Source organism: Chryseobacterium tongliaonense (assembly GCF_041224435.1).
In the GTDB taxonomy this organism is placed as follows: Bacteria; Bacteroidota; Bacteroidia; order Flavobacteriales; family Weeksellaceae; genus Chryseobacterium; species Chryseobacterium tongliaoense.
The window spans coordinates 54089-78760 of the sequence record NZ_JBGFFD010000009.1; the positions used below are offsets into that span (position 1 = coordinate 54089).

Genomic DNA, 24672 nt, shown 5'->3' on the forward strand with positions numbered 1-24672 from the left:
ACTACGTTATGAATAAAATCATTAAAATTTACTAAATTTGCAAACCTATGGGACAAATCCTTGCAATAGACTACGGAAAGGCTCGTTGTGGCATTGCTGCAACGGATGATATGCAGATTATTGCAAGTGGTCTGACTACTGTTGAAACAAAAGTTTTATTGGAATTTTTAAAAAAATATTTCAGTGAAAATAAAGTAGATGAGGTGGTAGTAGGGCAGCCCGTAGATTTAAAAGGGAATATGTCCGAAGTGGAAACTGATATTTTAAAGTTTGTAGAGAATTTTGAAAAAGAATTTCCCGGTATTCCTGTTCACCGTTTTGATGAAAGGTTTACCTCCAAAATGGCTTCATTTTTTATCTCACAAAGTGGTAAAAGTAAGAAGCAGAGACAGGAGAAAGGATTAATAGATAAAGTAAGTGCAACGATTATATTGCAGAATTTTTTAGAACAAAAAGCAAGATGATTCTACCGATAAGAGCCTTTGGGGATCCTATTTTAAGAAAAGTAGGCAAAGATATAGACAACAATTATCCCGATTTACAAGAACTGATAGACAATATGTTTGAAACGATGTATAGTGCAAACGGTATTGGATTGGCGGCTCCGCAGATAGGATTGGATATTCGCCTATTTGTAATAGATGTGACCCCTTTGGCAGAAGATGAAGATTATGAAGATATTAAAGATGAATTGAAAGATTTTAAAAAAGTATTCATCAATGCTAAAATTCTTGAAGAATCCGGGGAAGAGTGGAAGTTTAACGAAGGTTGCCTTTCTATTCCGGATGTGAGAGAAGATGTAAAAAGAAAGGGTACGATTGTTATAGAATATCATGACGAAAATTTTGTAAAACATACAGAAACTTTTTCCGATATTAGAGCCCGCGTAATTCAGCATGAGTACGATCACATTGAAGGGGTTTTATTTACCGATCACCTGAGTGCTTTGAAGAAAAAGCTGGTAAAAGGTAAGCTGTCAAAAATCTCTCAGGGTGATGTAAGCATCAATTACAAAATGAGATTTCCTAAGTAATAAAAAGTAAAAAAGAAAATAATAAACAGCAAAAAGCTTTGAGCCGATTGCTAAATTCATAAAAAATAAAATTATGCTGTTAGAAAAAATAATTTCAATTTCCGGTAAACCAGGACTTTACAAGTTAGTTTCTCAATTAAGAAACGGATTTATTATCGAAGATGTTACCTCAAAGAAAAAAGTAAGCATCGGGAACTCAAGCCAGGTGAGCTTGTTGGATAATATCGCTATGTTCACTTTTGATAAAGAGGTTCCTTTGTTTGAAGTTTTTGAAAATATTGCTAAAAACCATGATTATAAGGAAACCATTTCTCACAAATCTTCAGATGCCGAATTAAAAGATTTTATGAGTGCTTCTCTTCCTAATTATGATACAGAAAGAGTATATGCTTCTGATATTAAGAAACTGGCACAATGGTACAATATTTTACACAAAGCTGGATATATTACTCCTGACAGTTTTGTAAAAGCTGAGCCTGAAACATTAGAACCGGCACAGGAAGAAACTGATATCACGGAAAAAGCACCTGCTAAAAAAGCAGCTCCGAAAGCTGAAAAACCGGCAACTCCAAAAGTAAAAGCTACTTCAGCAGCAAAAGCAGCTCCAAAAAGTACACACACTAAAAAAGGATAATTTTTCCTTTTGAATAATAAGCAAAGCCTTGTTAAGAATTTTCTTGACAGGGCTTTTTATTTTTAGAAATTGTTTTAACTTAAGTAAAACAATGTAAATCTTTGTGCTTCAAAAATAAGCTGGGCAACAGATTTATCCTTAAGCTCGGTTTTATTTATTCTTTGTATAGCTTTGCGGTAAATCTTATGAAGGGTAAAGTTCTTTTTTATCCATGATTCCTTACATTTGTATCACTTTGAATTCTCAACGACTATGAATACCAAACAGGAAAAATTAGAAGCTTTCGGGAGATTACTAGATATTATGGATGATTTGCGGGAAAAATGCCCGTGGGATCAGAAGCAGACTCTGGAAACGCTTCGTCATTTAACGCTGGAAGAAACATATGAGCTTTCCGATGCCATTCTGCAGGGAGATCTGCAGGAAATAAAAAAAGAATTGGGTGATGTTTTGCTTCATCTTGTTTTTTATGCGAAAATCGGCTCTGAAAAAGAAAGTTTTGATATTGCAGACGTTATCAATTCTTTAAATGAAAAACTAATTTTCCGCCACCCTCATATTTATGGTGATATTGAAGTCAAAGATGAAGAAGAAGTAAAGCAGAACTGGGAAAAACTGAAGCTGAAAGAAGGAAATAAATCCATTTTGGGTGGAGTTCCGAAAAGTTTGCCCAGTATGGTTAAAGCTTACAGGATTCAGGATAAAGTGAAGGGTATAGGTTTTGAATTTCATGACGCGGAAGATGCCTGGAAAAAGGTAGATGAAGAAATTTCTGAATTTCACGCTGAAACAGATCCGGTAAAGAAAGAGCAGGAACTGGGTGATGTATTCTTTTCACTGATCAACTATGCAAGAATTTCAGGAATCAATCCGGATTCAGCTTTGGAAAGAACAAACCTGAAATTTATTTCAAGATTCCGGAAAATGGAAAATATTGCCCTGGAAAAGAATTTAAAGCTTGAAGATATGTCTCTGGAAGAAATGGATATGCTCTGGGAAGAAGCTAAACTTATAAATAAAAACGAATGAAAATGAATATTTTGTGCGCGATTGCTACGCTTTTACTTGTCGGATGTAAAGAACCTAAAACTCAAAATACCCGGCTGACAGAAGATACTCTTAAGGTCGAGTTTTCTCTGCCTAAAAAACTGAAGGAAGTTTCAGGAATTACATTATCAGGCGATCAGAAAACAATCTGGGCCATAGAAGATCAGGGTAATAAAAATGTAGTATACGGCTTGGACAGACAGGGAACACTGGTAACCGATGTTCTTGTCGAAAATGCCGAAAATAACGACTGGGAAGATATTACAAAAGATACTCAGGGAAATATTTATCTCGGTGATTTTGGGAATAATGAGAACAGCAGACAGAATTTGTCAATTTTAAAACTGGATCTCAAAGATGCTTCTCAAAAAAATACAAAAGTAATTCAGACCACAAAATTCCATTATGAAGGGCAGACTGAATTTCCGCCGAAAAAATCCAATTGGCTGTATGACTGTGAAGCTTTCGTGGAAATGGATGGAAACTTCTACCTTTTTACAAAAAACAGAAGCAAAGGTTTCGACGGAACTTTCCTGGTTTTCCAGGTTCCGAACAAGGAGGGGGATTTTGAAGCAAAGCTGGTCGGAAAACTAAAGCTTACCGGAAGATATAGCGACGCAGCGATAACTTCAGCAACCACAAACAGTACCAAAGATAAAATTGTATTACTGACGCATAAAAATATTCATGTCCTTTCGGGGTTTACAGCAAACGATTTTAGCACAGCGAAAATTCAGAAAATATCTTTGAACCACAACTCTCAAAAAGAGGCAGTAGTTTTTGTTGATGATAAAACATTGCTGATTGCTGATGAAAAAGATAAAGCTACCGGAGGAAATGTATACCGGTTTTCTTTTTAAAATATACCTTAAAAACGGTTAAAAAATAAAAACAGGCGGAGAATTTTTCTCCGCCTGTTTTATGTCTTTATGCTTAATGATTTTAAAACGTCATTCCCACTCCCGCAGAGATTCTTCCGCCATCGGAACCGTAGAAGTAATTCAGCCTTGCTGAGAACATTTCTACGACGCTTAACCAAAATCCTCCTCCGACAGACTGATGCCATTTTCTTGAATCTTCACCATCATTCCATACACGACCGACATCATAGCCGATTAGAATTCCCATATTGGCAGGAATAATATTGTTTCTTACCCTTCCAAAATCCCAACGGATCTCAGAATTGTTGGTGAAATAAGATTTTCCTGAAAACCTGTCGTTCCTGAATGCTCTCATCCCGTTATTTCCGCCGATGCTCGCTGCCTGGTAGAATTCAAAATTATTGTTGTTGATCCACATCACATCACTGGAATTGGCAAAAACAAAATTACCTCTTTTATCCAGCCTGTGATCAATCATCAGCGTTCCGTTTAAGATCAGGAAATTTCTGTTTTGTTCAGAAAGATTGGCTTTCCAGTCTGCACTCATGATAAGCTCCATGCCTAAAGTAGGGAAAGCATTATTATCTAAATTTTTATAGCTGAAAGTATAGTTGGCTCCTGCGAATTGCTGATCGTTAAATACTTCAGGATTTACATCCGGAGACTGGTCTACAAACCGGTTACCTTTTCGCTGTACTTTATTGTTTTCAAATGTCAGCTGAAGTTTATGCTGAAAATTCATCCAGCTTTTCTTTGAGATGGAAGGCGCAAAATTGAATTTTGAGATTCTTGCCCTGTTGTACTCCCTTTCTACATTCTCCTTATCATATTCGCTTTCGTTGGATAAACCGAAAAAGTTTTCTGCAAATCGTGGAGTTGTATACGCAGCATCGATATTAAAATCCCATCCGGAAATGGCCTTTTTAAAGATTCCTTTATACACAAGATTGAATCCTCCGGTCGCCGTGTAAAAATTAGCTTTTAAGCTGTGTTTTTGAGTATAAGGAGCGCGGATGAAATTATTTACGGTATAATTGGCCAGAACGCCCAGAATCACTCCATCATCAGGGTTGTAGTCGGCATTGGGATAGCCTGCAAAGAAATTGTATTTCGGATGTTTGTAATTATAGGTATTGGTATCATAATCATCGGAAATGTTTTTTGTGGCTGAAGGAGCATTGTAGGTGTTTTTCTGAGATTTGAAATCATAGATTTTCACCTTGCCTCCATTCGCTACATTGTAAACGTCATGATTGTAGCCACCGATAAGACGGATGTTTATTTTCGGTCTTCCGTCTCCGGAAACTTCATAAATATCATCATCTTCCAGCCCATAAATCCAGAGTTCCTTTGTTTTGGTATCGTCATACGTCTTTTCAAATACCAGCTCCGGATTTTCTTTGTTTTTATCCAGCTTATATTGCTTTACATTAACTGTATTCCCATTTTTAGTAACGACAAATTTATCAGGATTTACCGTTCCGGCTAAAGGAACTTTTTCCTGTAAAACATCGTAATATTTTGCTGCATAATCCTGTAAATGGGTTTTACGCGATTTTAATTTCCTCTGAATATCCGCAATGGTTTCATCCTTTACCTCTTTCGGGATATTATTGAAAGCCTCGTCAATATCCTTATCAGTCAAATGTTCCTGAATATATTGGGCCTGTGCGATCCATTCTTCCTGGGTAGAACCTTTTAGAAAAATCAGATCCAGCGGATAAGGTTCCATATTCATCCACTTTACATTTTTAATGTCGTCTTTGAAGGTTTTCATGTGACGGATGGCCGGAATATTCATGATCACTTTAAATGCAAAACCATCATATTTACTGAAGGCCTGGTCTCTGTCTCTCGGAATCGGCTTATAAATTACTTTGTCACCATCCTGATATTCCGCCCATTTCCATTGATCGGAATGTCTGTCCCAGTCGCCGATAAGCATATCAAAAATTCTTGCTCTGATGTAAGATTCCTGATCCACAGAGTATTTATAATTTTTGGTGAAATTTTTCAAAACATCATCGGTAGAAACAATATCTTTTGCATTATCAAGAGACTGAAGGGTTTTGGGATCGGAAGAAAAGCGCTCTTCGATCATATACATTTCATCCCCGTAATTCTGATTATATTCTCCCAAAGCCTTTTGTTTCGGAATATAATACAACCTTGGATTGCTGTGGAAGATATTCACTTTGTCCGCCATATTTCCTACCGAAAATGGAGTGAAAGGATGATTGGTTGTATAAAAATCGAGTAAGAATTTTTCAGGGAATGTATTATTCAGCTCATTTCCGAAAGTACTTTTTTTGAAAGCCATATTGTTCAGGAAACGAACGGCACTTTTCTTAACGCCTCTCATTACAAATTCCTGACCGTCATTTGCTTTTAGCCTTAAGCTGTTGGACTGATTACCACCACCTTCCCTGAATGGAGTATAACCGCCGTCTAATTCAGAAATATTGGCTGTCGGAGCTTCAATAGGGATTCCGTAATACTTTCTGTAATGTTCTCCCCAAAGCCATCTGTAGATCTTGCCTTTCTCCGTTAATTTTTTTGGATAAATGGTAGAAGACATGGTTGCCGGAAAAGAATCCGGATAATTATTGATAAACTCCTTTGGTTTTTCAATGACAGCTATATGGGACAGCTTTTGAAGCTTATTATCTTTTGTTGAAAAATATTCAACGTCTGTGCTTTGGTCTTCCCGGAGATTTAAGATGGCAAATCCGTTTCCGCCGTAGGAAAAATCCGATCGTTCGGCGATAGTGGAAGGATCGGTCTTAGAACCTGCTCCACTGATGATCTGCCTTATATTCCGGTCTTTATGGTACTGTAAATTGTGATCGTGTCCTGATACGAAAATAATATTCTCCTTATCCTGAACAATACTTTTTAAGCGGTTGGACAGATCTGCATAATGCTGATTGTTGATATCTTCGGGGCTGACTCCGGAAGAAGTTCTCAGAACATTGATCAGGCTTGCAACACCCGGAGCCGGAACTTTGCTTTTTAACGGGAAAAGATGAGACCTGGCAGAGGTGTATCCGGCATGCGTTCCACTGCTGATCACAGGATGGTGCAGGGCAACGATAATTCTTTTATCCTGGTTTTTATTGATCAGGTCTTTAAACTCAACAAAGAAATCTTCACGGGTTTTAATAGTACAGTTCTTATTGATTCCCGGATGCTCATCCCAGTTGAGCAATACCCATTCCGTATCAATCACAATCAGTTTCACATCGCTGCTAAGATTCACATCATCAATCGGGCATGAATTTTTGGGTAAAAAAGATTTTTTGTCGTTGAGGTAGTTTTTCACCAATTCCTCCTGAGCTTTAAGCCCGTCCAGCCCATGATACCAGTCATGATTTCCGGGAATAACCAAAGTTTTGCCTTTGAAATTTTTTGTAATGGCAAGCTGGTTTTCAATCTTTTCTTTAGCCAGAGGATAGCCCTTGTCGGTTTCTTCAGGCATTCCCAGAGGATAAATATTATCTCCAAGGAAAATCAACATTGAATTTTTATCAGCCGAATCCAGTTTGCTTTTAAGAAGGTTTAATGTATTCTGTGCCTGAATTTCGTCTGCGTTTCCGGCATCTCCGACTAAGAAAATCTTAAAATCATTTCCGGATTTTATATCAGAATTCTTTACTTCCTGCAAGTTTTTTCCTTTTTTTACGTTATAGGTAGCACAAGAATAGAGAAGCCCCGGTACCAGTAAGTATCTAATTGGAACTGAAAATCTTTTTAGATGGGTTTTAAAGGATAAATTCATAAATTTACATTAACAAAAATTCAGGAATGGATATTTTAAATAAAGCTAAAAATTATGTTGAAAGCTTATTCAAAGATAAGTTATCTTCTGTATATTTCTATCATAATTTTATTCATACGACCTATACGGTAAATAAAGCGGAGGAAATCATGAAAAGTACCCCTGTTTCAAAAGAAGACCAGGAAAAGGTATTGCTTGCGCTCTGGTTTCATGATACGGGCTATATTGAGAGTGCCTGGAATCATGAAGAGGAAGGGGTAAAAATCGTGAGAAATTTTCTACAGAATGAAAATTACCCGCCGAATGATATTGAAGATGTTTCAAAACTGATCCTGGCTACAAAAATTACTTATGAGCCACAGAACCTGTTGGAGAAAATTGTGAAAGATGCCGATTGCAGCCATTTTGCCAGCCATGATTACAATGATATTTCAGATGCCCTGAGAAAAGAATGGGAGCTTACCAATGTGAGATGCTATTCTAATGACGAATGGAATGAAGGCAATCTGGATATGCTGAAAAACAAGCATAAATATTATACCGATTATGCCAAAGAAAATTGGGAGCCTTTAAAAAAGAAAAATATCAAGAAAATTGAGAAAAAGCTTGAAAAGGAAGAGGATAAAAAAGAAAGCTCTGAAAATAAAAAAGAAGCGAAATCAGACAGAAGCGTGGATACTTTATTCAGAGTGACTTTGAATAATCATACGAGGCTGAGTGATATTGCAGACAGTAAAGCAAACATCCTGCTTTCCGTAAATGCAATTATTATTTCGGTTTGTCTTTCGGTTTTGGTTCCTAAGCTGGATACACCGAAAAACTCGCATCTTATCATTCCAAGTTTTATTCTTTTATTATCAAGTGTTTTAACGATTATTTTTGCGATCTTATCTACAAAGCCCAATGTTACCAAGACCAGCTTTACTTCTCAGGATGTAAGTGACAGAAAAGTGAATCTTTTGTTCTTTGGAAACTTCCAGCAAATGTTATTTGGAGATTACCATGATGCAATGAGAGACCTGATCAAAGACAGGGATTATATTTATGATTCCATGGTGAAGGACCTGTATTATCTGGGTAAAGTTTTAGACAGAAAATATAAGCTTCTTTCCATCACCTATAAAATTTTCATGGCGGGGATTGTCATTTCGGTATTGTCGTTCGGATATGCTTTTCTTTCGTTATAATTTCTAATAAAGCCTTAAAATGATTGTAAGACAGCGCACAAACTGGCTGAAAATGCTATTTATATGGAGAGGTTCCGTATTGAAGAAGATTATTGTTCAGCTGGTTATCATTACATTGTTTTCAATCGCGGTTTACTATTTCAAAGGAAAGATTTACGATTATAAAGTTCATCTCAATCCCACGATCTTTACATTGATAGGGCTGGCTCTGGCCATTTTCATGGGATTCTGCAATTCCGCGAGCTATGACCGTTATTGGGAAGGAAGAAAACTTTGGGGGCTTTTAGTAATAGAAACAAGATCGTTAACCCGACAGATATTATCACTGGTAAATGATTCTTCCCCCGAAGCGCAGAAAGATAAGCAGGAAATTGTAAAAATGATCTCAGCGTTCTGCTGGTCTTTAAATGATCAGCTAAGGGATAAAACCGGGACGGAACATCTTTCCCGTTTGCTTTCTCCTGAACATCTGGAGCAATTGAAAGGGAAAAAGTTTATTCCAAGTATTATTTTAAAGTGTATTGCAGACTGGCTGAATGAGCAGAATAAAAAAGGAAATATTGATACGATCGTATTGACGTCAATGGATCATCAGCTGAACCAGTTTTCAAATATTTCGGGCGGCTGTGAACGGATTTACAACACACCTTTACCTTTTGCATACAGTGTTTTATTGCATCGCACGGTTTATTTATACTGTTTCTGGCTTCCTTTCGGACTCGTAGACAGCCTGGGCTGGATGATGCCTTTGATCGTTCTTTTGATCAGTTATACTTTCATTGCCCTGGATGCGATTATACAGGAGATAGCAGAACCGTTTGGAGAGGAAGAAAATGATCTTGCCTTAAACAGCATCTGCAGAACGATTGAGTTTTCAATTTTTGAGCAGGCGGAGATTCCGCAGAGTGAATTTAAAGTTCCGGATTCTTATTTTATAGACTGATCCTGAACCAGGGAAACCCTTAGTGCAAGCAACCCTGTAATTCCTTGTAAATCCTCAACTTTTAAAAATTCAATATCAGATTGAAGGATCCCTTTTTTCTGAAGTTTATTGATGTATTCAAGATATTCTTTCTGGTTTTCCATCCCGAAATAAACGATGGTAATTTTCCCCGGACAGGTAATTCTTTCCGAAGAACCTTTGATGTGGGCTTTATCCAGGCGTTTTTTTACAATTTCATAATAAGAATTGTACGCTCCGTCTACATCAAAACGTTTCTCATCCATCCGGAAACGGATATCTATTTTTTCATTGTAGACAAAGATCAGCGAAGCAATATCCATAGAGATCGGAAGATCGTTTTTGAAATTCTGAAACTCAAGCTCTATATTACAGATGGTTTTTAGCTGCCAGTACCTTAATTTATGAACTACTTTTGAAGTGTAATGCAGATCCGGTGCAATGGTTGGTCCAATGTACAGATTATGCTCTACACCGTCGGATTTGAATCTTTCATAATAATGCGGGAAGATCTGTTGGGCTTTAACCTGATTTTCATCCAGCATATCTGCCAGTTTCCTGTTGAGCAGTGTTATAGAATCATCGAGGCTTTTTCTGTTGGCATAAAATAAATCGGTCTGAGGAAAAACCTGTGTAAAATAATCTTTGATCTTGGTCTTTATTTCTCTGGTGGATTTCAGTTCCAGTTTTCCCTGAAGATAAGGATGGATCTCTTCTCTCAGCAATCTCTGAAGACGTTGTTCGGTGTCGGCTTTGATCTCGTTGTTCAGTTCATTCTCAAAAACTTCAAGGGCGAGTAAATATTTTTCCGAATCTGAATTGATCAGTAAAAAAATATCATGCAGGGTTTCCATCTGTTGGTTGAGGTCTTCCAGCATCAGATTGAAACGCTTTTCAGAAGAAGAACGGATGTCGGAAAATCCGAAAAGAGGCGTCAGGTTTTTAAACGAAATCTGCTTCAGGGTGTACATTTTCTTGGCCAGGTAAGCATTGAAATATTTCTCGGCTTCATTCCTGAATTTCCATACTACACTGTCATGGATGGAAGTATATTCACGCTGAATAATAGCTTCTATCTGATAGTTTTTTTCAAAACTGAAACGGTTCAGGGAGAAAAGGATCATATCAGAGAAAAACTCCATTTTTTTCAGCTTCAGACCATTGAAACTATTGGCATGCGGAGATGTAAATTCCATAATCGCCAGAAGTTCATTGTCTTTCATAATGGGAATGACCATGAAGCTGTTGATATTATTGTCTTTCAGAATTGTGAAAGAAGGGAGTTTCTTTATATTTTCATCCAGCTTACTGACATTAGAGACAACAATAGGCTTAGAATTATGGCTTAAATTATCGAAGGTGTTTTTCCGGGTTTCTTCATCAAAAGTATTGATCCAGAAATCCAGGATATGATTGGTGAAAAGGCTTTCATAAACCGGAAGCTTATCCAGCTTCTGGTCTTTTTTATTGAAGAGCATCAGCCCGAAATTCAGGTCTGCAACATCGAAGTAAGATTTAAAAATTTCCACCAGGTTTTCATCCGGATCAAAATTTTCCGGGTCAATTTCTATCATGCTTGATTTCAGGTCAGATAAAGCAACCTCCGAGGTACAGTCTACAAGGGAGATAATGGTAAAGCCTTTCAGTATCCATGATTGGGACGGGAAATATTTTTTCCAGAGCTTGAAGTCATCGAGGTTTTCCAGCAGCATATCCAGAACGTCATCTGAAGGGATCTTTGCATTTTCTGTAGGATAAACTTCTGTAAAATCTGAATTTACCGTGATCTTATAATGCTTCATGATTCCCAGCTTATTCGGGATATCATAATAAAACGGAATCATGCTTCGGATATCCCTTTTGAAATAAGTCTGAAGAATCAGACAACAGCAGAAAACATAAAATTCGTCATCATTAATATTTCTGAGCTCGATTTCAAAGTCTTTTCCGGCATCTTTCAGGATATTTTTAAACCTCTCCGTGTAATTGAATGTAATATTGGAAAGCGGAATACTTGCCGCCTTGATTTCATTATTGGTTAATCCGGTTGGAAATAAATCCGCAAGCAGAAGCCTGATGAGGTCTTCATTTTTCTCGAGAAGAGAAACATCCTGGAAACCATCTCTCAACTCTGTAAAATTTTTGGTTTTCTCGATGAGGGATTCGGCATAATTGACCCTGTATTCTAATCGGTCGTTATAACGGATATGCTCAAGCACATCCAAATATTTTTTGAATGATATGTAAACCTGGAATGGAGCGTCTTTTTTGTAAAGATTTGCCAATGTTGAAATTTCAAGTAAAGTTATAAAAAAAGCACAACTAATAGGTTGTGCTTTGTAATTTTTATATTGATTCTTACAATCCGAACTGTTTTGCAAACAAGTCCGGGAAGACCCCTAAAATAATGATGGAAGCAATGATAAATACGGCAACAATATTATAAGTAAGAGTTACTTTTTCTGATGTTTTGAATGTTGTTTCCTTAAAGAAGAACATCGCGATAATCAGTCTCAGGTAGTAAGCAATGGATAGGGCAGAACCTAAAACCGCTACTAAAACCAGAAAAGCCGCACCGTTCATCGCCTGGGAAAATAAAGCGAATTTACCCATGAAACCTGCTGTTAACGGAACACCCGCCATTGAAAGCATAGAGATTGCCGCTGTAGTTGCCAACAGAGGCTCTGATTTTGCCAATCCTTTGAATGCTCCGAAAGATGTTTCTCTCTTTAATTTTTCTACCCAGATCAGACACATGAATACACCTACGGTAGATAATGAATAAGCAAATAAATAGAAGGCCAGATTATAAGTGGAAAGGCTTGTCATCCCGAAGAAAACCAAACCGATATATCCTGCGTGTGATACCGATGAATAAGCCAACATTCTTTTTGCATTCGTCTGAGCAAGACCCATAACGTTTGCCAGAAGTAATGTGATGATTAAGAATACTCCTAAAACATTGATCCAGTCGTGAGTAACTCCGGCAAAACCAATGGTCATTAATCTGAATAATGCGAAAAATCCTGAGATTTTTACCACACTCGCCATGAAAGCTGTAATTAATGAAGGCGCTCCATAATAAACATCAGGGCTCCACATATGGAAAGGCGCCAATGCCACTTTGAATGCCAGTGCACAAAGGATCAGTAAAACGCCCAGAATAAACATTACATTGGTAGGGTTTGCTGTCCCGAAATCATGGATTTTATATAAATCAAAGCTTCCCGCACTTCCGTAGATGAACGCAATACCAAACAGTAAGAAACCTGTTGCGAAAGCACCCATCAGGAAATATTTGATTGAAGCTTCGTTTGATCTCAAATCGGTTTTATTGGCACCCGCCATTACATATAACGGGATGGAAAGAATTTCTACACCTAAGAACAGGGTAACCATGTTCTGGAATCCGAAAAGGGTAATTCCACCACAAAGTGCAAACAGCATCAATGCGTATAATTCTGACTGGTGGCTTCTGTGGTTGCTGAATGCAAAACCTCCCAGAAAGAACAACAACAGGGTGGTTACAATTGAAATTTTTGTAAATAAAGCCGTATTCGGGCCATATTCATACATATGTCTGTACTGCTCGAAGAACGAACATTCCGGCAAGAAGCTGACATATAATGCGATGATTAATCCCAAAATCCCAATGTATCTTGCGAATTTCCCTTGTTCAAAAACTCCTGAAAATAACGCAACAACTGCCGTTAGGAAAACAATAATTAAAACACTCATAACTTATATTTGAGATTTGAGACGCGAAGTTTGAAATTCAATGTTTATTGTTTAAGATTCGGAGTTTAAGTGTAAGAACCCCAAACTCATAATTTATAACTCATCACTTCTTTTCTGCTTCTGATCTCTTAATTCTTTACTCTTTTAATCTTAATTTTTAAATCTTTTAATTGGTTGCCATTGCCGTGTAGATAAACTTCACTGAGCTACTCACCATTTCGATTACCGGCTGAGGGAAAATACCAAGTAAAATCACAAAAACCGCTAAGCTTGCCAATACGGAAAATTCTACTCCGGACAGGTCTTTTGCTGTACTTAATACTGCTTCATTCCCCTGGCCGAACATTGCTTTTCCGTAAAATCTCAACAGATAAACCGCACACAGAATGACAGTAAGACCTGCAATCACTGCTGCCAATGCGTTAAAATCGAAAACGGATTTGATCAGAATAAATTCTCCGACGAATCCGTTGGTTAACGGAACTCCCATTGAACCTAATATAATGATCAGGAACAACACCGCAAATTTAGGAGCCACTTTCGCTAAACCTCCCATTTGTCTGATGTCTCTTGATTTAAATCTCTTGTATAAAATATCACAACAGTAGAACAGACCCACCACGTTGATACCGTGCGCAAAAGTCTGTACCAAAGCTCCTTCAGCTCCTTCTACCGTAAAGGTTCCTCTAAGGGTAACTACGGCTGAAGAAAAGATCCCGGCAACCATTAATCCAACGTGGGAGAAAGATGAATACGCAATGATTCTCTTCATATCCGTCTGGATGATGGCAATTAATGCTCCGTGTACAATTCCTACTATGGCAAGAATGATAACGATCTGTCCTGAAATTCCTGCAATCGGAATAGGAGTAATCGGTAATAAATAACGCATTACACCATAAACCGCCATTTTAAGCATGATCCCTGATAACAGCATCGATCCCTGAGTAGGAGAGTAGGTATAAGTATCCGGTTGCCACGTATGGAACGGGAATACCGGTAATTTCACTGCAAATGCAAAGAATATAAACCAGAAAACCACGGTCTGCTGAGTTTCATTCAAAGAAGCGTTATATAAATCGGTTAATGCAAATGATGCGGAATGATTGTAAACATAAATCAATCCGGCCAGCATAAATAATGATCCGACGAATGTATACACGAAGAATTTGGTAGTGAATTCAAATCTTTTATTTTCCTGGCCCCAAAGTCCGGCAATAAACCAGATCGGAATCAGGGTTACTTCCCAGAAAATGTAGAACAACAGCCCATCTAAAGAGGTGAAAACACCCACAAGCCCGAATTGCATCAGCAAAATAAGACCGTAGAAAGAATTTCTGTAGCTCACATTTTCATTAAAAGATGATAATATGATGAGCGGCGTTAAAATATTGGTCAGCAATAAAAGAAGCATACTCATCCCGTCAATGCCGAAATGAAGCGAGCTTTTAATAAATTGTGACCAGGGATAATTGATTTCGTGCTGTAATACACTATCTACTGTCGGAGTAAAATCAAAATCCGAAAGTACATAGAATGTAAGCAGCATCTGAACCAATGCAATTCCTAGCGCCAAATATTTGCTGGATTTATTTTTCCAGGCAAAAACTAATCCCGAACCTACTAGAGGTAAAAGTAATAATGTTAATAATAAACAAGACATTATTATTGTAATATAAAGTTAACAATCAGTATAATTCCCACAGCTAAAGACATGATAAGAATGTAATTCTCAACATTTCCGTTCTGGATACGTTTCATAGATTTACCGCTGTCTTCAGCGCCTTCACCTACAAAATCCACAAAACGGTCTAAAATACCCTTATCAAACATTTTTCCTCCGCGTCCTAATCCTTCAACAGTTTTTACAATCAATGCATTGTAAAGTTCGTCTACATATAATTTTTTTGCAGAAAGCTTTTCCCAGCCGGTATAGTTTTCTTCTGCGAGGGCCATCTTCTTCTTATTCACATAAGTATTTTTAACGATGAACCAAACAGAGAAGAACATAATTACCGTTGCTGCCAAAAGTATCATTTCAGTATTAAATTCAACTCCTGAAAGAGTAGCTTCCATGTGTTTGAAACTTTCCTCTGTCAATACAGGTTTCAGCCATTCCATTAGCTTGGCATAATGACCATGACCGATAAAGTGAGGAAGGTTGATTAAACCACCGACTACAGAAAGTATAGCCAATACGATCAATGGTAATGTCATATTTGCAGGGCTTTCATGTAAATGATGTTTTTGCTCTTCAGTACCTCTGAATTCCCCATGGAAAGTCAGGTAATACAGCCTGAACATATAAGTTGCCGTGATCGCTGCCAAAATGAATAACATCACCCAGTAAACCGGATTTTTAGCATAAGCGGCCACTAAAATTTCGTCTTTTGAAATCATCCCTGAAAGTAAAGGGAATCCTGAGATCGCCAGTGTTCCGATAAGGAAAGTAGCATGGGTAATCGGGATTACTTTTTTAAGCCCGCCCATGAAACGCATATCCTGTTCGTTGCTCATCGCATGGATGACAGAACCTGCTCCAAGGAATAACAAAGCTTTAAAGAAAGCGTGAGTCATTACGTGAAACATAGCCGTTGTATATGCTCCCAATCCTAAAGCAATGAACATAAACCCAAGCTGTGAAACAGTAGAGTATGCCAATACTTTTTTGATGTCGTTCTGACGAAGTGCATAGAAACCTGCCAAAGCTGCCGTTAAAAAACCTATTAATAAGATTCCGTCCTGAACGGTAGGAGCCAGCGTAAATAAGAAGTTTGATCTTACTACCAGATAGATCCCTGCTGTAACCATCGTTGCCGCGTGGATTAAGGCAGAAACAGGAGTCGGCCCGGCCATCGCGTCCGGTAACCATGTATATAAAGGAACCTGAGCAGACTTACCGGTAGCACCGATAAATAAACTTGCCGTAATAAAGATAATTACCAGTCCGTCTAATTCAAATTTTGAAGCGTTTTCAGCTACTGAAAGATAATCAACCGCATTGGTCTGAGAAGCGATCATGAAGATACCGATCAATAACGCAAGGTCACCGATTCTGTTCATAATGAATGCTTTTCTTGCTGCTTTACCGTATTCTTCGTTGGTATACCAGAATCCGATCAGCAGGTAAGAACAAAGTCCTACACCTTCCCATCCGATGAATAAGATCAGGTAGTTGCTTCCCATTACTAATAATAACATCGAGAAGATGAAAAGATTCAGGTAAGTGAAAAACTTGTAGAATCCTTTATCATGACTCATATATCCGATAGAGTACAGGTGGATTAAAGACCCGATTCCTGTAATGATCATGATCATCATTAATGACAACTGATCGATCTGGAATCCGAAATTAATCTGAACTCCATTTACTCTGAACCATTCAAAAGCTTTTACGATTACAGGCTGGCTTTCAGAATTGAAATTCATGAAAATGCTTACTGCGATACAGAAAGGAATAAAAACCATTGCTGTCGCCAGGCTTCCAACCACTATTTTTGGAAGATTTTTCCCGAATAAACCGTTAATAAGAAACCCTAAAAGTGGTAAAAGTATTATTGCATACACTAAATTTTCCATTCCTTATCCTCTTAATTTATTAAATATACTCACATCTACAGAACGGGTATTTCTATATAGCATAGCAATAATTGCCAGACCTACCGCCACTTCCGCAGCAGCCACCACCATAATGAAGAAAACTAAAAGTTGTCCGTCACCATTTCCTTTGTACGCTGAAAAAGCGGCCAATAAAAGGTTTACAGAATTCAGCATAAGCTCAACACAACCCAAAATAACAATAGCATTTTTTCTCAATAATACGCCCAACACTCCCAGACAGAATAATACTGACGAAAGAATAATGAAGTAGTCTAAAGGGATGCTTTGTATAAATGTATTTACTTCTCCCATAATTTATAAATCTTTTTTACCGATTAATACCGCGCCTACAATACCTGCCAAAATAAGGATGGAAGCAAGCTCAAACGGTAAAACATATTCATTAAACAAAAGTTTACCCAGATTTTTGGTAAGACCAACCCCTCTGTCTACATTATCCAATACCACATGATTTTCTTTAACCCCTCTGAATACACCTAAAACACCCACTAATAAAATCCCGGCTGTAAAAACTCCAACAAATTTTAAAGTATTGTTCTTCTTACTTTCGTCTGCTTTATTAAGGTTAAGCATCATCAGGATATAAAGGAACAATACCATGATGGCTCCGGCATACACTATAATCTGGATGATTGCAAGGAACTGGGCATTCAGAAGAATGTACATTCCTGCGATTGAAAACATTGTAACAATTAATGACAAAATAGCATATAAAGGATTTCTGGCAAATACAAAATAAACAGCACTTGCCACTGCTAAAAACGCCACCAAGAAAAATAAAAACTGATCCATTATTTTACCGCATTTTTTTGTTTCTCGGATTGTCTTGTCGTGATGTCAATCCTTTCATTTATTTTTTCAACTAATTTATCTTTACCATAGATGAAAGAACCTCTGTTGGTTTCCACATCTACCAATCTGTCGGTAAGATAGATGGCAGATTTCGGGCAGGCTTCTTCACACATACCACAGAAGATGCATCTCAGCATATTGATTTCATATACTGAAGCATATTTTTCTTCTCTGTAAAGGTGCTTTTCTTCCTTCGTTCTTTCAGCAGCAGTCATTGTAATTGCTTCTGCAGGGCATGCCACAGCACAAAGTCCGCAAGCTGTACATCTTTCTCTGCCTTCCTCATCTCTTTTCAGAACATGGTGACCTCTCCAAATGGTAGCTCTCGGTTTCTGTACTTCTGGATACGAATAAACTGCAGGGGCACCTTTTACTACGGTTCTTACAGCATGCTTAAATGTAATCCCCATACCTTTGAAAATCGCAGGTAGATAGATTTTCTCAGCAAGGGTCATTTCCTTGTTAGAAACAACTTTTGATCTGTTAGTAAGTTTCATTTAATTATAGATGTTAGATGTTAGACATTAGATTTAGACTAATCTTGTCTGTTATCTTAATTTTTAATACTTAATATTTAATTAAACCTATAAGGTTTAGCTAATTTAATTTCCAAATGCTAAAATTACAGCTCCTGTAATCAGCAGGTTTACCAATGCCATTGGGATCAGGGTTTTCCATCCTAAGTGCATCAACTGGTCATATCTGAATCTTGGAAGCGTCCATCTGATCCACATAAAGATCAGAATTCCGATTACCGTTTTTGTTAAAAATGCTACGATACTCAGGATTCCTGCAGCGTTTTCACCCCAGTTCTGAGTTACCCATTCAATTCCAGGATAGTTGTATCCGCCAAAGAAAAGAACGACCATGAAAGCGTTGGAGATAAACATGTTCACGTATTCACCAAACATATATAAACCCAGCTTCATTGAAGAATATTCCGTAGAATATCCTGTTACCAGTTCAGATTCACACTCCGGTAAATCGAAAGGGTGTCTGTTGGTCTCTGCCAAAGCAGCTACGAAGAATACCAGGAATGCTATCGGTTGGTAGAAAATATTCCAGTTCAAGCCGGAAATCCAGGGAATTACTCCCCAAAGTTTTCCTGTAGTCTGGTTTTCAGTAATTACCTTTAAATCTAAACTTCCTGTCATCATAATGATAGAAAGCAAAGCCAATCCCATGGCCAGCTCATAAGAAATCATCTGAGAAGAAGCACGGATGGCTCCTAATAATGAATATTTATTGTTGGAAGCCCAACCCCCGATCATGATTCCGTATACACCGATGGAAGCCATTCCGATGATGAAGAGTACTCCTACATCAATGTTGGCAACCTGTAAATCAAAGGAAGTTCCTGCAATATTTAAACTTTTACCCCAAGGGATAACCGCTCCGGTAATTAATGAAATAAACATTACTAAAGCCGGCCCCAATACGAAAAGGAACTTTTCTGCATTGGCAGGTGTAAAATCTTCTTTAAAGAAAAATTTCCCACCATCGGCAAGAGGCTGCAGTAATCCGAAAGGCCCGGCTCTGTTGGGACCAATTCTATCCTGCATGATAGAGGCAACTTTTCTTTCTGCCCAGGTAGAGTAGGCTGCAATCGTCAACGAAAGCAGGAAAAGCGCTAGTACAAGTATAAGTTTAAATGTAAGTAAATCCATTTTTTATTTATTTAGATATTAGATGTCAGATGCCAGATATCAGATTTAAAATCTGTTGTCTGGTGTCTGAAATCTTACGTCTTAAAGATTAAATTTTATTTTTCGTCTTTTTCACTGATTTCTTTAGCCATCGGATTGTCTAAAACTCTTAGCTCATCTTTAGGCTTCTCATAATGGTTCAACGAAATCACCGAATGTCTGTCGATATGTCTAGGGCCTTCGATATTCCAGTCGCTTAAGCTCTTTCTTTCGAAACGGCAGGTATCGCAGATAAATTCTTCCACTTCTCCCCATTGGTCTTTTCTGGCAGTCACTCTTACAATTTCGTCACCTTTCATCCATACCACTGCTTTTCCTGAGCATTTATCACATTTGCAGGTTGCATTCATCGGATTGGTAAACCAAACTCTGCTTGCAAAACGTGCAGTTCTGTCTGTTAAAGCTCCTACCGGGCAAACATCGATAACGTTTCCTATGAAATCATTATCCAAAGCTTTATTAAGATAAGTTGATATTTCAGCATGGTCTCCTCTGAAAAGAATACCATGTTCTCTTTCGCCTGTCAATTGGTTTGCCGCCAATACACATCTTGCACAAAGAATACAACGGTTCATATTCAGCTTGATATTCGGGCCAAGATCGTCTGCTTCGTAAGTATTTCTTTCGAATTCAGTTCTTGTATTTTCAACACCATGTTCGTATCCAAGATCCTGAAGGTGACATTCACCTGCCTGATCACAGATAGGGCAGTCTAACGGGTGATTAACCAACAAAAACTCAGTTACAGCTTTTCTACCTTCCTGAGCTTTATCGGAAGTAAGGTTTTTCACTTCCATACCATCCATTACATTCGTTCTGCAGCTTGCAACCAGTTTTGGCATAGGACGAGGATCTGCTTCAGACCCTTTAGAAACTTCTACAAGACAAGTTCTACATCTCCCGCCACTGGTTTCCAATTTGCTGTAGTAGCACATTGCAGGAGGTACAGATTTTCCACCGATCTGTCTTGCCGCTTCCAGGATGGAAGTTCCAGGCAAAACTTCAGTAGTCTGTCCGTCTATAGTGATTTTGAATTTTTTAACCTCTTCGCTCATATTCTATGCTTTTCGCTTATGCTGTTAAAAGCTTTTAAGCTCTATTTTAATTATACTTCTTCGTGTTAAATGTATATCCGATTCCTGCAAGGACCTGTCCGAAAACAAAATCCTGACGGGCTTTATCCGGCTTATTATTTAATGTGGTTTTAATATCCCACATATTGATATATCCGGCTTTTGCTTCTGCTCTTATCATCCAGTTTTTCCAGAAAACCATGTTAAGACTGGATCTGAGATCGGTTCCCATCCCTGCAACGTGGAAACGGTCGCTTCTTTCATTTCCAAAAAGCTTGATATTACTTTTCGGGAACATGACTCCGATTCCGGCTCCATAAGACCACACTAAATCTATATTTTTTTTATGAATAAGATTTTTATATTTCTCAAGGCCTAAATTTTCATAATTCAATCCGTCAGTATGCTCGAAAGTAAGAAACTGTGTGTCAGATAAATCTACCTGTCCGTTCTGTACCATTCCTGCATATTTCGGATCTGAAATATATCCTGAGAAACCAACGGTCTGGTTTTGTTTCATTACATATTTCATGTGGTCAATCCCAAGGACAAGAGCCAGATTATCTTTAATAAAATACCCGAGTCTGAAATTATACTGCGTTACAGTAAACCAGCTTGGATCAAAATAAACGATCCCGAACTTTGTAGGTTTATCTCTTGCAGACACATTATTCAACTGAAAATCATAACCGTCTCCGGTAAAATGGATATCAGAATTACTGTAGGCTCCTCTGTTCCAGCCATAGAAAACGAATACCTGTCCTTTTTTACTTAACGGATAAGGTTTTTCTTTCTTTTCAGCTTTATAAGGAGCTACCTCCAATTTATACTCTTTTTCTAATGTATCTTTTTTAACCTGTCCAAAAGCAAAACCTGACATCATTAGACCGACTACCAACAAATTTTTCATTCTAAGCATTATTTTCAACAGCAGGAATTGGCTCTGCATAATTGGCTAATCCGTAATTTTGTGTTAAGCACAATTCAGGGTTTTTGATATGCCATTCGAATTCATCTCTGAAATGACGAATAGCAGCTGCAACAGGCCATGCTGCTGCGTCACCCAGCGGACAAATAGTATTTCCTTCGATTTTTCTCTGGATATCCCAAAGCAGATCGATATCTTCCATTTTCCCTTCTCCCTTCTCAATTTTCTTTAAAATCTTGTACATCCACCCCGTACCTTCACGGCAAGGTGTACATTGTCCGCAACTTTCGTGATTATAGAATCTCGCTAAAGTCATGGTATGTTCTACGATACACTGGTCTTCATCCAAAACGATGAAACCTCCTGAACCCATCATTGTTCCGGTAGCGAAACCACCGTCAGCTAAAGATTCATAGTTCATGTATCTCGGTTCTCCGTTTACTGTTTTCAGCAATAGATTGGCAGGAACGATTGGAACAGAGCTTCCACCCGGAATACAGGCTTTCAGTCTTTTACCGTTCGCAATACCACCGCAATATTCATCAGAGTAAATGAATTCTTCTACCGTAATGGTCATATCGATTTCATAAACTCCCGGTTTATTGATGTTTCCACAAGCGGAAATTAATTTTGTACCTGTAGATCTTCCAACCCCGATCTTGGCATATTCAGCACCTGTAATATCAATAATCGGTACAATGGCTGCAATCGATTCAACGTTGTTTACCACCGTTGGCCTTTCCCAAAGTCCTTTTACAGCCGGGAATGGCGGTTTTAATCTTGGGTTTCCTCTTTTACCTTCAAGAGATTCAAGCAATGCGGTTTCTTCACCACAAATGTATGCTCCACCTCCTCTCTGAACGTAAATTTCACAATCGAAACCTGTTCCGAGGATATTTTTACCTAAAAATCCTGCTGCTTTGGCTTCTTCAATGGCTTCTTCAAGAATATCCGGAATCCATGAATACTCTCCACGGATGTAGATATAAGAAACATTCGATCCTAAACAGTAAGATGAAATAAGCATTCCTTCAATCAATAAATGAGGAAGAAATTCCATCAGATATCTGTCTTTGAAAGTACCGGGCTCAGATTCATCAGCATTTACCACCAAGTGTCTTGGAACCCCTTCCGGTTTTGCCAGAAAGCTCCATTTCATCCCTGTCGGGAATCCTGCTCCACCACGGCCTCTTAATCCTGAAGCTTTTACTTCTTCAAGAATTTCGTCCGGCGTCATCTTCAAGGCTTTTTCAGCTGCTCCGTAACCTCCCTGTTTGCGGTAGGTTTCAAAGTAGCGAATACCTTCTATATGGGCATCTTTAAGTAAAAGTTTTTTACTCATTGTCTATTTTAATTAATCTAAAGCAACCTGTCCCTGTCTGCAAAGATCAAGGATTTCGTCTATTTTTTCTATCGTTAAATTTTCGTGAAAGAATTTTCCTAACTGCATCATAGGCGCATACCCGCATGCACCGAGACATTCAGCAGGCTTTAGGGTAAACATACCGTCTTCAGTAGTTTCTCCGTCTTTAATGTTCAGTTTGGTTCTGATATGGTTAAGGATCTTTTCGCTTCCGCAAACCATGCAAGGCCCCGTTCTGCAAACTTCCAAAACATATTTACCAACCGGTTTCATATTGAACATGGTATAAAAAGTAGCTACTTCATATACTTCAATTGGCTTAATACTTAATAATTCAGCAACATAATCCATCACAGGAACGTCTAACCATCCTCCGAATTCTTTCTGCGCTAAGTGAAGGACAGGAAGAAGGGCAGATTTTTGTCTTCCTTCAGGATATCTTGCGATAATTTTATGTACCTGTTCTAAACTTTCCGGTTTAAAAGCTATTGTTTCGCTCATTTTTTATCTAAGATTTCAGATGCCAGATTTCAGACATCAGATTTTAAATTTATATATAAAGCGAAGAGTCTAACATCTGAAATCTGATGTCTGACATCTTCTTTTTTATGCGTCTAATTCTCCCGCAATAATGTTCATACTACACATCGTAACGATCGCATCTGAAATTACAGAACCTGTAATCATTTCAGGATATGCCTGGTAATAGATAAAACATGGTCTTCTGAAGTGCAATCTGTAAGGAGCTCTTCCACCATCACTTACCAAATAGAAACCTAATTCTCCGTTTCCACCTTCTACAGCGTGATAAACCTCGCCTTTAGGTACATCGGTTTCTCCCATTACGATTTTGAAATGGTAGATCAATGCTTCCATCTTCTGATAAACATCTGCTTTTTCAGGAAGATAGAAATCAGGAACATCCGCATGGAATGGCCCTTCCGGAAGATTTTCGTATGCTTGTTTGATGATTTTAATTGATTCCCAGATTTCCTGCTGACGAACCATGAAACGGTCGTAAGTGTCTCCTGAGGTTCCTACAGGAATAATGAAATCGAAATCCTCGTAAGAAGAATAAGGCTGTGCAACTCTTACGTCATAATCTACTCCGGCTGCACGTAGGTTTGGACCGGTGAAACCATAGCTTAAAGCTCTTTCCGCAGAAATGGCCCCTGCACCGATGGTTCTGTCCATGAAAATTCTATTTCTTTCCAATAAATTACAGAATTCCTGGAATCTTGGCGGGAAAGTTTTTAAGAAGTCTTTCAGCAATTCATGGAATTTTGGAGTGAAATCTCTTTCAAAACCTCCGATTCTTCCCATATTTGTCGTCATTCTTGCTCCGCATATCTGCTCATACATGTCATAGATGCGTTCTCTTTCGATAAACATATAGGTAAGACCTGTGATGGCTCCGGAGTCCATTCCTGTTACTCCGTTACAAATAAGGTGGTCACCGATTCTTGCTAATTCCATAAGAATCACACGCATGTAATCTACACGTTTAGGAACTTCCACTCCTATAAGCTTCTCTACTGTCATATGCCAACCTAAATTGTTGATAGGTGCGGAACAGTAATTCATACGGTCGGTAAGGGTAGTGATCTGAGCATAATTTCTTCTTTCGGAAATTTTCTCAAATGCTCTGTGGATATAGCCCACCGTTTGCTCAGCGTGGAGAATTCTTTCTCCGTCCATCGTTAAGATATTCTGGAAAATCCCGTGAGTAGCAGGGTGGGTAGGTCCTAAATTGAGGGTGTACAACTGGCCGTCAATCTGTTCCTTACTTTCGTATTGGTTTAGTATATTAGATAATGAGTTATCTTTCATAATATATAATGGATAATTGACAGGCAATAATGATCATTAA

At 38.1% G+C, this 24672-nt stretch carries 21 protein-coding genes; 7 read left to right on the plus strand and 14 right to left on the minus strand.

What is annotated here, in order from left to right; all coding sequences use genetic code 11:
• Positions 1-47: 47 nt before the first annotated feature.
• The 5 genes from ruvX (at position 48) to AB8P06_RS17175 (ending at position 3574) form a co-directional block, all read left to right on the plus strand.
• Entirely contained in the window at positions 48-464 is a 417-nt protein-coding gene (ruvX, locus tag AB8P06_RS17155) for a Holliday junction resolvase RuvX (protein ID WP_369843470.1), read from the plus strand.
• Positions 461-1033: a peptide deformylase gene (gene def, locus AB8P06_RS17160; RefSeq protein ID WP_369843471.1), complete on the plus strand. Its 573-nt coding sequence runs from the start codon at positions 461-463 to the stop codon at positions 1031-1033. Before ruvX ends, def begins: the two co-directional genes overlap by 4 nt.
• A gap of 73 nt (positions 1034-1106) precedes the next feature.
• A complete protein-coding gene (locus tag AB8P06_RS17165; RefSeq protein ID WP_369843472.1) occupies positions 1107-1667 on the plus strand; it encodes a DUF5606 family protein in 561 nt (186 codons plus the stop codon).
• Between the two features lie 252 nt (positions 1668-1919).
• On the plus strand, positions 1920-2696 hold the full coding sequence (gene mazG / locus AB8P06_RS17170) for a nucleoside triphosphate pyrophosphohydrolase (RefSeq protein ID WP_369843473.1): 777 nt from the start codon (positions 1920-1922) through the stop codon (positions 2694-2696).
• Complete coding sequence (locus AB8P06_RS17175) at positions 2693-3574, plus strand: hypothetical protein (RefSeq protein WP_369843474.1); 882 nt, start codon at positions 2693-2695, stop codon at positions 3572-3574. The genes mazG and AB8P06_RS17175 overlap by 4 nt, the downstream gene beginning before the upstream one ends.
• Positions 3575-3656: 82 nt before the next feature.
• Here AB8P06_RS17175 and AB8P06_RS17180 read toward each other — a convergent pair whose 3' ends face one another.
• Positions 3657-7373 carry a metallophosphoesterase gene (locus AB8P06_RS17180; RefSeq protein ID WP_369843475.1) on the minus strand — a complete coding sequence of 1239 codons (3717 nt, stop codon included), beginning with the start codon at positions 7371-7373 and terminating at the stop codon, positions 3657-3659.
• Between the two features lie 26 nt (positions 7374-7399).
• Here AB8P06_RS17180 and AB8P06_RS17185 point away from each other — a divergent pair, with 26 nt between their 5' ends.
• Both AB8P06_RS17185 and AB8P06_RS17190 read left to right on the plus strand, forming a co-directional pair.
• Positions 7400-8560 (plus strand): Pycsar system effector family protein, encoded by a 1161-nt coding sequence (locus tag AB8P06_RS17185; protein ID WP_369843476.1) that lies wholly within the window; start codon positions 7400-7402, stop codon positions 8558-8560.
• A gap of 19 nt (positions 8561-8579) precedes the next feature.
• Complete coding sequence (locus AB8P06_RS17190) at positions 8580-9503, plus strand: bestrophin family protein (RefSeq protein ID WP_369843477.1); 924 nt, start codon at positions 8580-8582, stop codon at positions 9501-9503.
• On the opposite strand, the gene AB8P06_RS17195 is transcribed toward AB8P06_RS17190, so the two are convergent.
• The 13 genes from AB8P06_RS17195 to nuoD all read right to left on the minus strand — a co-directional run bounded on the left by AB8P06_RS17195 (position 9488) and on the right by nuoD (position 24632).
• Positions 9488-11806 (minus strand): GAF domain-containing protein, encoded by a 2319-nt coding sequence (locus tag AB8P06_RS17195; RefSeq protein WP_369843478.1) that lies wholly within the window; start codon positions 11804-11806, stop codon positions 9488-9490. The two genes, AB8P06_RS17190 and AB8P06_RS17195, sit on opposite strands and share 16 nt — an antisense overlap.
• A 73-nt stretch (positions 11807-11879) precedes the next feature.
• A complete protein-coding gene (locus AB8P06_RS17200) occupies positions 11880-13259 on the minus strand; it encodes an NADH-quinone oxidoreductase subunit N (RefSeq protein WP_369843479.1) in 1380 nt (459 codons plus the stop codon).
• A 166-nt stretch (positions 13260-13425) separates the two neighbouring features.
• Positions 13426-14922 carry a complex I subunit 4 family protein gene (locus AB8P06_RS17205; RefSeq protein WP_369843480.1) on the minus strand — a complete coding sequence of 499 codons (1497 nt, stop codon included), beginning with the start codon at positions 14920-14922 and terminating at the stop codon, positions 13426-13428.
• Between the two features lie 2 nt (positions 14923-14924).
• Positions 14925-16838: an NADH-quinone oxidoreductase subunit L gene (nuoL, locus tag AB8P06_RS17210; RefSeq protein ID WP_369843481.1), complete on the minus strand. Its 1914-nt coding sequence runs from the start codon at positions 16836-16838 to the stop codon at positions 14925-14927.
• A 3-nt stretch (positions 16839-16841) separates the two neighbouring features.
• Positions 16842-17171, minus strand: coding sequence for an NADH-quinone oxidoreductase subunit NuoK (gene nuoK / locus AB8P06_RS17215; protein ID WP_007844962.1), 330 nt, complete (start codon positions 17169-17171; stop codon positions 16842-16844).
• A 3-nt stretch (positions 17172-17174) separates the two neighbouring features.
• Complete coding sequence (locus AB8P06_RS17220) at positions 17175-17672, minus strand: NADH-quinone oxidoreductase subunit J family protein (protein WP_007844963.1); 498 nt, start codon at positions 17670-17672, stop codon at positions 17175-17177.
• Positions 17672-18229, minus strand: coding sequence for a NuoI/complex I 23 kDa subunit family protein (locus AB8P06_RS17225; RefSeq protein ID WP_369843482.1), 558 nt, complete (start codon positions 18227-18229; stop codon positions 17672-17674). The genes AB8P06_RS17220 and AB8P06_RS17225 overlap by 1 nt, the downstream gene beginning before the upstream one ends.
• 105 nt (positions 18230-18334) lie before the next feature.
• Positions 18335-19399 carry an NADH-quinone oxidoreductase subunit NuoH gene (gene nuoH / locus AB8P06_RS17230; protein WP_369843483.1) on the minus strand — a complete coding sequence of 355 codons (1065 nt, stop codon included), beginning with the start codon at positions 19397-19399 and terminating at the stop codon, positions 18335-18337.
• 95 nt (positions 19400-19494) lie between these two features.
• Positions 19495-20493, minus strand: a complete 999-nt coding sequence (locus tag AB8P06_RS17235) for an NADH-quinone oxidoreductase subunit G (RefSeq protein ID WP_369843484.1) — start codon at positions 20491-20493, stop codon at positions 19495-19497.
• Between the two features lie 46 nt (positions 20494-20539).
• Positions 20540-21421 carry a hypothetical protein gene (locus tag AB8P06_RS17240; protein WP_369843485.1) on the minus strand — a complete coding sequence of 294 codons (882 nt, stop codon included), beginning with the start codon at positions 21419-21421 and terminating at the stop codon, positions 20540-20542.
• 1 nt (position 21422) lies between these two features.
• Entirely contained in the window at positions 21423-22781 is a 1359-nt protein-coding gene (gene nuoF, locus AB8P06_RS17245; protein WP_369843486.1) for an NADH-quinone oxidoreductase subunit NuoF, read from the minus strand.
• 12 nt (positions 22782-22793) lie between these two features.
• Positions 22794-23303 (minus strand): NADH-quinone oxidoreductase subunit NuoE family protein, encoded by a 510-nt coding sequence (locus tag AB8P06_RS17250; protein ID WP_369843487.1) that lies wholly within the window; start codon positions 23301-23303, stop codon positions 22794-22796.
• Between the two features lie 105 nt (positions 23304-23408).
• Positions 23409-24632 carry an NADH dehydrogenase (quinone) subunit D gene (nuoD, locus tag AB8P06_RS17255; RefSeq protein ID WP_369843488.1) on the minus strand — a complete coding sequence of 408 codons (1224 nt, stop codon included), beginning with the start codon at positions 24630-24632 and terminating at the stop codon, positions 23409-23411.
• Between the last annotated feature and the right edge of the window lie 40 nt (positions 24633-24672).